This window comes from Microvirga tunisiensis (genome assembly GCF_009296175.1).
Classification (GTDB): Bacteria; Pseudomonadota; Alphaproteobacteria; order Rhizobiales; family Beijerinckiaceae; genus Microvirga; species Microvirga tunisiensis.
Map to the genome: position 1 here is coordinate 1 of NZ_VOSK01000044.1, position 13,092 is coordinate 13,092.

Genomic DNA, 13,092 nt, shown 5'->3' on the forward strand with positions numbered 1-13,092 from the left:
GGGCTTAGGCCCAACCGGATATAAGGTGATGCGGACGAACGGTTCGCATGAGCGCCATCGGGCTCAACCTCGGAGATCACGGCAGCACCTGCGACCAGCACTTGACTGACGTATCGGCCCATATAAGAAAGGGCGACCGAACGGCCGCCCTTTCTCAAGGTCGGGACTTCGGAGAGATCAGCCGCGGGCGCGGGCGCGGATCATGAAGGTGTCGTAAGCGTATTCGGCCACTTGGAACCAGAGATACCCTTCGTTTCGGAACGTCTTGACCGAATCGACGACCTTCTTGAAGTCCGCGTTCTTGGCCGAGACCTCGTCAAAGACCTCGTTGGTTGCCTTGTAGGCCGCTTCGAGGATCTCCTGCGAGTAAGGACGCAGCTGCGTGCCGGCCCCGAGGAGGCGCCGGAGGGCGGCCGGATTGCGGGCATCGTACTTGGCCAGCATGTCGTTGTTGGCATAGCCGGAAGCGGCGGTCAGGATCGCCTGATACGCCTTCGGGAGCTCTTTCCACTTGGCCTGATTGACGAACAAGTGGATCGCGGGGCCGCCTTCCCAGAAGCCCGGATAGTAGTAGTACGGAGCGACTTTCGAGAAGCCGAGCTTCTCGTCGTCGTAGGGGCCGACCCACTCGGCGGCGTCGATGGTGCCGCGCTCGAGAGCCGGGTAGATGTCGCCACCGGGGATCTGCTGCGGCACGGCGCCGAGCTTCTGGAGCACCATGCCGGCGATGCCGGCGATGCGCATCTTCAGGCCCTGGAGGTCCTGAACCGTCTTGATCTCCTTGCGGAACCAGCCACCCATCTGCACGCCGGTATTGCCGGCAGGCATCCCGTAGAGATTGTGCTTGGCATAGAACTCGTTCAGCAGATCGTTGCCGCCGCCCTGGTAAAGCCAGGCGTTCATCTGGCGGGCATTCAGGCCGAAGGGGGCCGCCGTGCCGAGGGCGAAGGTCGGATCCTTGCCGAAGTAGTAATAGGAGCAGGTGTGCCCGAGCTCGATCGTGCCGTTGCCGACCGCATCGGCTACCTGCGGCGTGCCGACGATCTCACCGGCCGCAAAAGGCTGGATCTGGAACTTGCCGTCGGTCGCCTCGGAGACGAACTTCGCGATCACTTCCGACGCGCCGTAGATGGTGTCGAGGGACTTGGGGAAGCCCGATTGCAGGCGCCACTTCATTTCCGGCATCGACTGGGCGATGGCCGGGGCGGCAACCGCGGTCGAGGCGGCGCCGATTGTGGCGGCCTGCAAAAACTGACGACGTTTCATTGTTCTTTTCCTCTCTGGATCGTGACTTTGGTCACTTGGCCCTATTGACACTAAATTCGGTTACGTCCGCAAGAAGCCTGACGGCACTATCGACTAATGATCTATGGGCCTTTTGAAAACGTGCTTGGGATCGCTCGAGAGAGTAGCGGGTCGATCGTGCCGATGAGCGCCTCGGGGGCGTCAATGACCGGGCACGGACCGGTGGCGGTTTTCGGCGTCGGCCAAGCGATGGGAGCAAGGCCGTCGGGAACGCCCACGGCTCCGGATCCGACGGCCGCGGGATAGAGCGCAGCTCCGGTGCCCTCCAGCACTTTCAAGGGTTGAGCTTGCATCCCTCGACCTCGTGGGCGAGGGCCTGCCGCAAATCGAAGGATGCGGGCAAAGCGCGGCTGGACATGCTCACGATTTGAAACATAATCACGAATTCTGGCGAGGCGCAACGACGCCACGTCACGCTCAAGAGGCGCTTGTTTCGGATGTGGAATGAGATGTTTCGCCGGCACCGTCCGTGAAGCCTGGCAATCGAACCCGGGCGGTCGTGCAGGCCCGGATTTAGGATTCGGGCCGGGCGTGGCTTTCGTCGAAGCTCGGATTCTTCGGAATGCTGAAGACTTCCGCGGCGCAGACGAGCATGAACAGAGCAATGACGCCGCCGATTTCGGCGAGGCTTACAAGAGCGGAAGAGAGGCTTACAAGAGTGGAAGAGAGGTTGCCCCAAAAGGCGAAAGCGCCCGTGACGAGCGCGAAAACAGCAGCCCAAAAGACCATGGGCTTTCTCCCCGGCAAAGCTTGATGCGGACAGGTAACGGTTTAGGCCCCAATAAGTTCCTAACGCCGTGCTAAAAAATTCCTGAGACGCGCGTTTCCGTCAAGCAGCAAAGCGCCCTAATTCGACAAGCGATAAAACTTTCTCGAAGCGCTTCTTCCATGCGCCCTGTGATCGATCGGATTGTCCCCAAATTCGAGGCTCCGGAAGCCTCTCTCCTGGAGGAGGCACGGCGGGCCTCGATCCTGCGCGAGAATGCTCATCAGGCTTCCCTGGAACGCATTCCCGCTTTTCGCGCCGTCGAGCAGGCTCCGCCCGCTCACCCTCTCCCATGGACGGGGACGTTCAGGATTGCGGCCTTCAACGCCGAGCGTCTCAAGAACCGGTCGGCGACCCGTCGCCTCATGCAACAGGCGGGTGCCGATATCACCCTGTTCAGCGAAGTCGATCTCGGCATGGCGCGCTCCGGCAACGTGCACACCATTCGCGACCTGATCGCAGGCACCGGCGAGGGATATCTCTACGGCGTCGAATACGTGGAACTCGATCTCGGCGACCGGCGCGAGTTGCATGAGCATGCGGGCGAACGCAACGCCTGCAGCCTCCACGGCAATGCCATCGTGACGAACCTTGTCTTGGAGGCGCCGCACCTAATCCCGCTCGAGGAGAGCGGGTTGTGGTTCTCCGGTTTCAAGGGTGCGCAAAGGCGCATCGGCGGGCGCATGGCGCTTGCCGCCCGCATCGCCGGCGCCCCGAGACCCGTGTGGGTCGTCGGCACCCATCTCGAAAGCAAGACCGATCCCGCCGACCGGCAGGCGCAGATCCGGACATTGCTGCGGGCGCTCGATGTCATCGCGCCCGGCGAGCCGTGCGTGATCGCCGGAGACTTCAACACCAAGGCGCTGCCCCGCACCGAGGACGAGCGGCATCTCCTGCTCGAAACTCCGGAACTCTGCGAGCCGCTCTTCGCTGATCTCAGGCAGGCTGGATTTACCTGGGCGAACGCCAATCTCGCGCTCCCGACGCAGACCCCGGGTCCGAAGGACAAGCACAAGCCGCCTTTCGGCAAGCTCGATTGGATCGTCGTGCGCGGTCTTGCGCCGAGCAATTCGCAGATCGTCCCGGCTCTCGACGAACAGGGCGAGGCGATATCCGACCACGAGATGATCGCCGTGGATCTCACCATCCCGTAACGGTAAGACCCGGCGCTGCATCAGAACTTCCCCGTAACCTACATGTCCATATAGGTTATTAGTTAGTCTTCTTAAGTATTGCCCTTCAAACGAATGGCTGCGTATTCATAGGGGGTGCTGGCATGTGCTTTCCTAAATCGATTCCAGGTTTTCACTTCATTGCTCATATGTTCCGATTCTGATCGCGGGATCGCGTAACAATGTCCGTCATAAGATCCAATAGGAGAACTTTCCGCGAACGTCGTTGAAATGGGAAGCGATTCGACCGGAGAGGTACCGAGTCGCCTTTTAGCGCTGAAATGACAAAGCGGCATTCTTCTCTTCACAGCCGATCCAAGGCCGTGGTGATGAGCCGTGTCGGCCCTCGCGTGCAGGTGGATTCCTTCCCTCCGCTGTGCTCCGGCCGGGAATGACACTCTCCTGGTCATCACCGGGCCGAGCCCGGTGATGACGATGGGTTGAGGCCGCGGCGTTTCACAGGATCGGGATGGCCGGGACAAGCCCGGCCATGACGGGGGAGAGGGCATCCCGACAGCTTGGAAAATTCACCTTGACAGCGAGACGCTGATAGAGTACAAAACGTGAACACTGAGGAAGTGTGGATGCAGCCCCGCATCACAGGTCCGGTGCAACCTCCGCCGCTCAAGCCCCCGCTTGGGCGGTTTTTTGTTGGCTTTTTCAGGCCTCAGAGAATTCATGCCCCAGAGAATCGAGATTACCGACGAGCAGAAGCGGCAGGCCTGGGAATACTATGCCCGCGAGCCGAAGAAGCATCTGCCGGACATCCAGAAATTTCTCGGCGTCAGCGCGAGCAGCTTTGCGCGGCTGCGCCAGCGCTGGGGCTGGCCGCCGCGCCAGGCCGTTCTGGCCGAGAACGCCTTGAGCAAGGCCGCGAAGGACGAGGGCGGAGTCGCAGGCCTTCAGAAGGCTGCCGCCGCTTCCGTCAACGATGCCGCGCGGGCTCTGGCGCAGGCGACGCGGGCGCAGATCGACGCTCGCATGGACGAGCAGCGCACTGGTCGCGCCAAGGATCACGACAAGACGGCCCGAAGGCTCGCCTCCTATGCCAAGACGCTGGCGTCCGCCCGGGCTCTCCTGGAACAGGAAGGCTCACGGCTCGATGAAACCGAGCATCACGACAACAAACCACGGCGCAGCCTCCACGAGCTGCGCGACGAGCTTGCTCACCACCTTAACCGGGTTATCGCGGAAGAGGAGGCTCGCGGACGCGACGGCATCCTGGTCTGAAGACGAGTTCGAAGACGTCCTGCGTCATTGGCCGATCCGTTGCCGGCCCGAGCAGCGCCTGCCGGGCTTGGCGCGTGTGCACGATCCGTGGACGATCTGGCTCATCCTCGGCGGACGAGGGGCGGGCAAGACCCGCACCGGCGCCGAATGGGTGCGCGGCATCGCGCTCGGCCAACCCGATTTCGCACACAGCGCCTCGCGTCGCATCGCGCTGATCGGAGAGACCTTCTCGGACGCGCGCAACGTGATGGTGGAGGGGCCTGCCGGCATTCTCGCCGTCCATGCGCGCCACGAGCGGCCCGCCTGGTCGCCTTCGCTGCGCAAGCTCGAATGGGCGAACGGCGCGGTGGCGCATGTGTTTTCGGCCGAAGATCCCGACTCCTTGCGCGGTCCGCAATTCGAGGCCGCCTGGGCGGACGAGCTCGCCAAATGGAGGCACGTGGAGGAGACCTGGGACATGCTGCAGTTCGGCCTTCGCCTCGGTGCGCATCGTCGTCGCCGTCGATCCGCCGGCCTCATCGTCGAAACGCGCCGATGCCTGCGGGATCGTCGCCGTCGGCGTGGCTGAAAGTGGCGTTTCCTATGTGCTGGAGGACGCGACGGCCTCAGGCCTGAAGCCGCCGGACTGGGCCGCGAAAGCCGTGGCGCTCTATCGACGGCTCGAGGCCGATGCGCTCGTCGTCGAGACGAACCAGGGCGGCGAGATGGCGACCGGCGTGATCCGCGAGGTCGATCTGTCCATGCCGGTCGTCGGCGTGCGCGCGACGCGCGGCAAGTATCTGCGCGCCGAGCCGGTCTCCGTGCTCTACGCGCAGAACCGCGTGCGCCATGTGGGCGCGTTGCCGGAGCTCGAAGACGAACTCTGCGATTTCGGCCCCGGCGGCCTCACGTCGGGCCGCTCGCCCGACCGCATGGACGCGCTCGTCTGGGCGCTGACCGAACTGATGCTGCGGGAGAGACGCGAGCCGCGGGTGCGGGTTTTGTGAGGGATGGAGTGCTGCAATGGCGCCCGTCGTGTCATCCCCGGCGGTCCGTGAGGACCGGGATGGGGATCTATGGCGCTGTGCGTGCGAGTGGATTCCCTTCCCCTGCGATGGCTTTCGCCATCTCCGGCCGGGAATGACACCGAGGTTGGCACTCCGCTGTCATCCCCGGCGAACGAAGTGAGGGAAGGGGATCCATGGTCGGGCGCGAAAATTGCGGAGCTTTGTTTTACGTTTGGCAGAGCCATAAGCCCTCATCCTGAGGAGGGCCGTCAGGTCCGTCTCGAAGGATCAGGCGTGACCAGCGCGCTCTGGACTCTCCTTCGAGACCCAGCTTCGCTGCTCCTCAGGATGAGGTTTGATACAATCGCAGAAAAACGCCCCAGCCGGAGGACGGTGTTCACGCACATCTCCAGCTGGGGCGCCGTGACTCCCGTAGGGGCAAAGATGGGGTCACGGTTTATAAGCTAAGCGGCGGCGGACGATCCTCAACGTCTCCTGATGGAGTGAGCCTTTCGGGCGCGCCTGTCTCCAAAGGAGCATTGCAACGGCGCTGACGGGTTCTCGAAGGTGGGAGTGTTCGGTCGCTGGAAGGCTGGGGCGGATGGCAGTCCATCCGTGCCGATCCGCCCCGCCATCTGCCTCGTGTCGTCCCGAATAGGAGAAAGGACGACAGAGCTCGAGAAACTGATGGTCGCGCCAGCCGAGAGGGGGGACCAACTCGGCTGGCGCGTGAATGTCGCCGGATGCCCCGCAACATCTCAAGATTACCTCACGGCCTATGACCGTCCAATGACAACACGGCAGAAATTGCCGCCTTCTTCATCACCAGGTGCGGAAGTTGTCGCCATTCTGAATCAACGCAGGGCAGTGATGTGCCCTTGTATCGGAAGGCGGCATTGCGCTGTCACCCTCGGCGGCCGCAGGCCGGGATGCCAGCTCTCACGTCATCGCCGTCCCCGGACTTGATCTGGGCATCGGTCCCGGTGATCCCGATCGGACGGGCGCTTTTCCATATCGAGACGGCCGCGACAAGCCCGACCATGACGGGGAAATCCGCCGAGGCTCACATGCTTCGCCCTCATTCACCCTTCATGCCCTCATCTCGGGCAGGAGTTTCTCATGTTCAATCGACTGACCCGCTGGCTTCAGGCGCCGCCCGAGGCCAAGGCTTCGCGCGTTCAAAGCGCCATCGCGCTCTATGTCGCCGGGCGCGCCGTGTGGACGCCGCGCGACTACGCGGCGTTGTCCCGCGAGGGATTCCAGAAGAACGCGATCGTGCACCGCGCGGTGCGGCTGGTGTCCGAGGCGGCGGCGGCACTGCCGCTGGTGCTCAAGAGCGAGGGCCGGGAGATTGCGGCGCATCCGCTTCTCGCGCTGCTCTCCAGGCCCAATGCGCGCGAGGGCGGGCAGCGGTTTCTGGAAAGCCTCTACGGGCACCTGATGGTGTCCGGCAACGCGTATGTGGAGGCGGTGAGCCTCGACGGGGCGCCGCAGGAACTCTACGCGTTGCGACCCGACCGGATGCGCGTGGTTCCCGACGCCGACGGCTGGCCCGCCGCTTACGAATATGCGGTCGGCACGCAGAATGTGCGCTTCGCCATTCGCGAGGACGAGGCGCTGGCGCCGATCCTGCACCTCACGCTGTTTCACCCTGTCGACGATCATTACGGTCTCTCGCCCATGGAAGCGGCGGCGACCGCGCTCGACATCCACAACGCGGCGGGAGCCTGGAACAAGGCGTTGCTCGACAACGCAGCGCGGCCCTCCGGCGCGCTCGTGGTGGGCGGTGCGACCCTCACCGATGCGCAGTTCGACAGGCTCAAAGGCGAACTGGAGGCCAATTATCAAGGCGCCGGCAACGCGGGCCGCCCGCTGCTCCTCGAAGGCGGGATCGACTGGCGCCCGCTCTCGCTCTCGCCGAAGGACATGGATTTCGTCGAGGCCAAGGCGGCCGCGGCCAGAGAGATCGCGCTCGCCTTCGGCGTGCCGCCTCTGCTACTCGGCCTTCCCGGCGACAGCACCCATGCGAATTACGCCGAAGCGAACCGCGCCTTCTACCGCCAGACCGTGATCCCGCTCGTGAAGCGCACGGCGGAATCGCTGTCGCACTGGCTCGCGCCGGCCTTCGGCGAGACCCTGCGGCTCGAACCCGACCTCGACGCCATCGAGGCGCTCGCCGACGAACGCGAAAGCCTCTGGCGGCGCGTGACGGCGGCGGCGTTCCTGTCCGACGACGAAAAGCGCGAGGCGGTGGGGTACGGGCGTGCCGCCGCGGGGAAGGGGCGGGCGTGAGAAGTGCGCGGCAGTCCCCGCACACGCGACGTCATCACCGGCCTCGTGCCGGTGATCTCGATGTGAGAGGCGCCGCGCCTCACGGGGCGGGATGGCCGGCACGAGGCCGGATGAGACGCAGCCTTTCACCCCTCTCTCCAACGTCATCACCGGGCTCGTCCCGGTGATCTCGGTTGATTGAAGCGCGGCGCTTCACAGAGTCGGGATGGCCGGCACAAGGCCGGCCATGACGTGAAGAGGTGTCTCGGACGAAGCGCCGTGGAGATCCGGAATCGCTTTCAGAATTCATCACTGTCGTTCCGGAGTCGTGTCGCGGAACCCGGCATCAGTCAAAGCAGACGGTGCCGAACAAGCGAATGGGAAGCCGCTGCGCTCTTCCAGCAACCGTCGTGGGTATGGATCCCCGCCTTCGCGAGGATGACGGCGTCGGGTTTCAGGCGCCGCATCCCGCCGACGATCCGGGATCGCCTTCGCCGTCCGAGCGACCCCCATCAGGGGCCGCGAATACATAGACGAAGCACACAGGCGAAGCGCACACTAAGCACTCAGACGAAGCACGCTCACTCAAACCGTCTTACTCGCAAAAACCACTTCACCCCCCACGCGCACCCACCCTCAATGGAGCTTTTGCGCAGGAACAAATCATGAACATGTTTGACCAGATCACCGAGGCCGTCATCCGGCGCGGGGATCTTGCCCACCTGGCCCTGTTCGTCTGGGCGAGCGGGGCGTCCGCTTTGCTTGCCATGAACTTGCGCGATCTGTTCGCGGCCAATCGCCGGTTCGACGCGTTCGTGCGCGAGCTGTCCCTCTTCAACCGCCGCCATTCGGGAGATCTTCCATGACACGCTCCAGCGCTCGCACGCCGCGCAAGCCCAAGGCCGCGCGGGACGGGCAGAGCCGTGCCACGCTCGTGTTCCGCGACTTCGTGCGCCAGCTCGAAAAGCTCGACGCCAAACCAAGGACCGCAGCGCGCGGAGCCGTGCGATGAGGCCCGGCATCGCCATCATCCAGGAGCGGAAGTTCCTGGCCGAACCGCTGAACGCCATCGACGCGGACGGCGTGTTCGAGGGCTATGCCAGCCTGTTCGGCGAGGCCGATCTCGGCAAGGACGTGGTCATGCCGGGTGCATTCTCGGATACCTTGAGAAAGCGCCGCGCGACGGGGGTGCGGCTGCTCTGGCAGCACGATCCGGCGCAGCCCATCGGGCGCTGGCTCCTCATCGCGGAGGACCGGCGCGGGTTGCGCGTGCGCGGCAAGCTCAACCTCGCGGTGGAGCGCGCGCGGGAGATCCACGCGCTCATGCGCGAGGGGGCCGTCGACGGGCTCTCCATCGGCTTTCGCGTCGAGCGTGCCCGGGCCGAGCGGCCCACCGGCCTGCGCCGGCTGGATAAGCTCGACCTGTGGGAGATCTCCGTCGTGACCTTCCCGATGCTGCCCGACGCGCGGATCGAGACCGTGAAGAACACGGCACCGGAACTCGCCGCCAGCATCCGCAAGGCGACGGTGCGACTATTGTCCTGAACCTAGTCCGTAGGTGCGCGTTAGATGATCGCCCGCACGAATGCGGATACGGCGGGCCCTGTCCTGAGAGGGCGGGTGTCTGTGTTCCGTTGTCTCGGGAGGTTTTGATGAAGAAACTCGCTTTCGTTGCACTCCTCGGCCTGGCGGCCGCAGCTTGCACCACCACGGAAGAACGGGTCGGCGGCGCCGCCGTCGGTGCCGGCGTCGGTGCGGTAGCGGGCCCCGTCGGCGCGGTGGCCGGCGGTGCGGTCGGCGCTGTGACCGGTCCGACCGTCGCGCGGTCGGCGCGCCGCACGGCGCGGCATATGTAAGTATTCTCCTCACCGGGAGATCAACGGGCCCGCCGGAAGGCGGGCCTTTTCTTTTAGGCCCTTTCAAAACGAACGATTGATCTGATCCCAGTTGTAGACACCAAATTCGTTTCCGACGATGTCGCCTCGGCCTTCGAGGATTTCGCCCGTGCCTTCGAGGCGTTCAAGGGCGCCAACGATACGCGCCTGTCCGAGATCGAGACGCGGCTTTCGAGCGACGTGGTGACGGACGAGAAACTCACCCGCATCGACAGCGCGCTCGACGACGCCAAGCGCCGTCTCGACCGTCTCGCCCTCGACCGCTCGCGCGCCCCGCTTGGGACAGGCGCGGAGGCCGCACGCGATCCGGCCCAGGCCGAGCACAAGGCGGCGTTCCATTCCTATATCCGCTCCGGCGAGGCGTCCGGGTTGAAGCGGCTCGAGGAGAAGGCGCTGTCCGCCGGCTCAGGCCCGGATGGCGGCTATCTCGTGCCCGATACGGTCGAGAGCGAGGTTCTGCGTCGCCTCTCCGCCGTCTCGCCGATCCGCGCCATCTCGTCGGTGCGGGTGATTTCCGGCGGCCAGTACAAGCGCGCCTTCTCCACCACGGGTCCGGCAACGGGCTGGGTCGGGGAGACCGCGGCACGGCCGCAGACCGCCAGCCCGACGCTCTCCGAGATGAGCTTCCCGGCCATGGAGCTCTATGCCATGCCGGCCGCCACCCAGACCCTTCTCGACGATGCGGTGGTCGATATCGACCGCTGGATCGCCGAGGAAGTCGAGGCGGCCTTCGCCGAGCAGGAAAGCACCGCCTTCGTGAAGGGCGACGGCGTCAACAAGCCGAAAGGTTTTCTCTCCGCCGGCACGGTCGAGGAGGAGATCTGGGAATGGGGCAAGCTCGGAACGATCCGGACCGGCGCCGCGACCTTCCCGGCCGACAATCCGTCCGATGTGCTGGTGGACCTGATCTATGCGCTCAAGGCCGGCTACCGCCAGAATGCCTCCTTCGTCATGAACCGCAAGACGCAGAGTGCGATCCGTCGGTTCAAGGACGACAACGGTCAGTACCTTTGGACCCCGCCCGCGAGCCTCGGCCAGACGGCGACCCTGATGGGCTTCCCCGTCGTCGAAGCCGAGGACATGCCGGATATGGCCGCGAATGAATGCGCGGTCGCCTTCGGCGACTTCAAGCGCGGTTACCTCATCGTCGACCGGGCCGGCATGCGCGTGCTGCGCGATCCGTATTCCGCAAAGCCTTACGTGCTTTTCTACACCACCAAGCGCGTGGGTGGCTGCGTGCAGGATTATGCGGCGATCAAGCTGTTGAAGTTCTCGGCTTGAGAAACTTCGGAGACACCCCTGACGTCATCACCGGCCCTGTGCCGGTGATCCCGACGATCTGAGGCGCCGCGCTTTTCAGGATCGGGATGGCCGGCACACGGCCGGCCATGACGGGCGAAGGTGTCATCCCCGGCGAGCCGGAGGCGAGGGAAGGGGATCCACATTCCAGCCTGGCGCTATGGATTCCCTTCCCCTCCGATGGCTTCACCATCTCCGGCCGGGAATGACACGGAGGTCCGCTATGCGGTGCAGAGACAATCTCAATGGCCCGTCCACGCGCCGTTCCTGCCGTTGAGGCTGCGCATGCTCGACGAGATCCATCCGAGATGCTCGGCGATCGGAGTGACGGCCGTGAGGCCGCCGCAGGCGCTCGGCTGGCGGCTTCGCAAGGGGCCGCTCGACCAGCTCGTGATGCCGTAGAGCAGATAGCCTGTCTGGGTCGCGGCCAGGATCGGCCCGCCGGAATCGCCCCGGCAGGCGCCGGCTCCGGCCGTTTCCGCCAGCCGGCTGCGGTCGACGACGATCAGCACGCGGTTGGCGACCTCGATGGGGCCGAGCGACACCAGGTTGGTCTGGCGAAGCGTCCGGGCGGTGCGCCTGGCCCGCTCGGTCAACACGCCGAACCCTGCAATCGTCACGCCGTCGCCCACGTCGATCCGGCCCGCCTGGGTCGGGTCGAGGGCCAGGAACTCGGGGCCGAGCGGCCGATCGAGCTTGAGAATGGCCAGATCGATCCCCGGCTGGGTGCGCGGCGTCGTGCCGGGCACGAACGTGGGATGGACGGCGAGCGCGGCGACATTGAAGCGCTGTAGCCTGAAGGCCCGGTTGAGGGCGTTGACCCGGTAGGCGGCTCGATCCGTCATGCAATGGGCGGCGGTGAGCACGAGATCGGGAGCGACCACGACACCGGAGCAGAGTTCGCCGGTGGAGCTCTCGATGGACACCACCGATCGCCGCAGCCCGTTCGGATCGCGCGACGTGGCGCCTTGCAGGACGGCCCATGCGGGAGTGGCGACAAGGGTGACGACGGCAAGAGCAAGGGCTGGCAGAGCGCGCATGGGATGATGATGCCGTGTGGGGGAGGGATTTTTTAAGGCAAGGTCTTGGCCGTCAGGATAGTTCCGTTCCTTTATGAATTTCTAACGACAGAGGATAGGACGCAAAGGTGGATCCCACTTCTGGGGCTTCTCGATGCTGTTCCTGAGAGGCAGGTTCGAAATTGCCCTCAGACCTGAGCCCTCATCCTGAGGGCCGCCGAAGGCGGTGTCTCGAAGGACGAGGGCGCCTCCAGTGCATGTTGGATCCTCCTTCGAGACGGTGCTTTGCACCTCCTCAGGATGAGGACAGAGGTTTATGAGCCAGACTCTGATGAGCGCATCGACGATGCCTTAACAGCAGAGGAGAGGACCCGAAAGTGCATCCCACTGTTGAACCGGATGGTCTATTCGCTGCCGCTCCACAATGCTGCGCGATTCCAGCCTTTCAGGATCCTGTCGATCCACGCGCGCTGCGGTCCGACGAGGATGCCCTGCGTCAGCCCTCCGCAGCTTCGGCCTTTGACCGGCGATGACCAACTTGTGATGGCAGCGACCGTCGTTCCGGACGCCATCGGACCGCCGGAATCGCCCTGGCATGCGCTCGCCGTGCCTGACCCCTCGGCCCACAGCAGAATCCGGCTCGGGCCGTAGGGCTCGACCGCCGTCAGGGATGCGGTGCGGAATGTGCCGGAGGTTTTCGCGTCGCCCTCGCGGGACAAACCATAGCCCCCGACGACGACAGGATTGTTCTCCGGGACTTTTGCCGCTGTGAGCGTCGCCCGCTCGAAACGGGCGGGCAGGGCCTCGGGAATGCGCACGAGGGCGAGATCGATGGAGCGCTGCCGGGTCTCGATGGCCTTCGCGTTGTAGCCGGGATGCACCGCCTTCGCGGCGGGCGTGATCAGCACGGGCTCGCCGGTCTCGTCACGGAAATGCACCCGGTGCTCGGCAGCGCCCGTCACGCAGTGTGCGGCGGTGAGCACCACGTCCTTCGCCAGCACCACGGCGCTGCAGACACCGCCGTTCGAGCCCAAGACCATCACGCTTTGGCGGGCGAGGGGACCTTCATCCTCGGCGCCGCCGACGATGGCATTCGCCTGTGTCGCCACGAGCGACAGGGCAAGACAGAGCGTAACCAGACGTTGCATG

General features: G+C 64.8%; 13 protein-coding genes and 1 pseudogene. 9 read left to right on the forward strand and 5 right to left on the reverse strand.

The window, feature by feature from the left end; genetic code table 11:
- Positions 1–177: 177 nt before the first annotated feature.
- From FS320_RS13685 to FS320_RS13695, 3 genes are all read right to left on the reverse strand, one after another.
- Positions 178–1,266: a TRAP transporter substrate-binding protein gene (locus tag FS320_RS13685; RefSeq protein ID WP_152712405.1), complete on the reverse strand. Its 1,089-nt coding sequence runs from the start codon at positions 1,264–1,266 to the stop codon at positions 178–180.
- 101 nt (positions 1,267–1,367) lie between these two features.
- Positions 1,368–1,598, reverse strand: coding sequence for a hypothetical protein (locus tag FS320_RS13690; protein WP_152712407.1), 231 nt, complete (start codon positions 1,596–1,598; stop codon positions 1,368–1,370).
- A gap of 220 nt (positions 1,599–1,818) precedes the next feature.
- Positions 1,819–2,034, reverse strand: a complete 216-nt coding sequence (locus FS320_RS13695; protein WP_152712409.1) for a hypothetical protein — start codon at positions 2,032–2,034, stop codon at positions 1,819–1,821.
- Between the two features lie 159 nt (positions 2,035–2,193).
- Between FS320_RS13695 and FS320_RS13700 the strand changes: the two genes are divergently transcribed.
- The 9 genes and pseudogenes from FS320_RS13700 to FS320_RS13735 all read left to right on the forward strand — a co-directional run bounded on the left by FS320_RS13700 (position 2,194) and on the right by FS320_RS13735 (position 10,906).
- Positions 2,194–3,225 carry an endonuclease/exonuclease/phosphatase family protein gene (locus FS320_RS13700; protein ID WP_152712411.1) on the forward strand — a complete coding sequence of 344 codons (1,032 nt, stop codon included), beginning with the start codon at positions 2,194–2,196 and terminating at the stop codon, positions 3,223–3,225.
- Positions 3,226–3,921: 696 nt separating this feature from the next.
- Positions 3,922–4,473 carry a hypothetical protein gene (locus tag FS320_RS13705; RefSeq protein ID WP_152712413.1) on the forward strand — a complete coding sequence of 184 codons (552 nt, stop codon included), beginning with the start codon at positions 3,922–3,924 and terminating at the stop codon, positions 4,471–4,473.
- A pseudogene (locus FS320_RS13710) lies at positions 4,406–5,459 on the forward strand (terminase large subunit domain-containing protein). The gene FS320_RS13705 and the pseudogene FS320_RS13710 overlap by 68 nt, the downstream one beginning before the upstream one ends.
- 1,119 nt (positions 5,460–6,578) lie before the next feature.
- Positions 6,579–7,751 carry a phage portal protein gene (locus FS320_RS13715; RefSeq protein WP_152712415.1) on the forward strand — a complete coding sequence of 391 codons (1,173 nt, stop codon included), beginning with the start codon at positions 6,579–6,581 and terminating at the stop codon, positions 7,749–7,751.
- A 644-nt stretch (positions 7,752–8,395) separates the two neighbouring features.
- On the forward strand, positions 8,396–8,596 hold the full coding sequence (locus FS320_RS13720; protein WP_152712417.1) for a hypothetical protein: 201 nt from the start codon (positions 8,396–8,398) through the stop codon (positions 8,594–8,596).
- Entirely contained in the window at positions 8,593–8,742 is a 150-nt protein-coding gene (locus FS320_RS45150) for a hypothetical protein (protein WP_153885303.1), read from the forward strand. Before FS320_RS13720 ends, FS320_RS45150 begins: the two co-directional genes overlap by 4 nt.
- The gene (locus FS320_RS13725; RefSeq protein ID WP_152712419.1) at positions 8,739–9,275 is read left to right on the forward strand and encodes an HK97 family phage prohead protease; all 537 of its coding nucleotides are present in this window, start codon (positions 8,739–8,741) and stop codon (positions 9,273–9,275) included. Before FS320_RS45150 ends, FS320_RS13725 begins: the two co-directional genes overlap by 4 nt.
- Positions 9,276–9,364: 89 nt before the next feature.
- Complete coding sequence (locus tag FS320_RS13730) at positions 9,365–9,586, forward strand: hypothetical protein (RefSeq protein WP_244627129.1); 222 nt, start codon at positions 9,365–9,367, stop codon at positions 9,584–9,586.
- A gap of 81 nt (positions 9,587–9,667) precedes the next feature.
- Complete coding sequence (locus FS320_RS13735) at positions 9,668–10,906, forward strand: phage major capsid protein (protein ID WP_152712421.1); 1,239 nt, start codon at positions 9,668–9,670, stop codon at positions 10,904–10,906.
- A gap of 260 nt (positions 10,907–11,166) precedes the next feature.
- Here FS320_RS13735 and FS320_RS13740 read toward each other — a convergent pair whose 3' ends face one another.
- Positions 11,167–11,964: a S1 family peptidase gene (locus FS320_RS13740; RefSeq protein WP_152712423.1), complete on the reverse strand. Its 798-nt coding sequence runs from the start codon at positions 11,962–11,964 to the stop codon at positions 11,167–11,169.
- Between the two features lie 383 nt (positions 11,965–12,347).
- Positions 12,348–13,091 (reverse strand): S1 family peptidase, encoded by a 744-nt coding sequence (locus FS320_RS13745; RefSeq protein ID WP_152712425.1) that lies wholly within the window; start codon positions 13,089–13,091, stop codon positions 12,348–12,350.
- Position 13,092 lies beyond the last annotated feature (1 nt).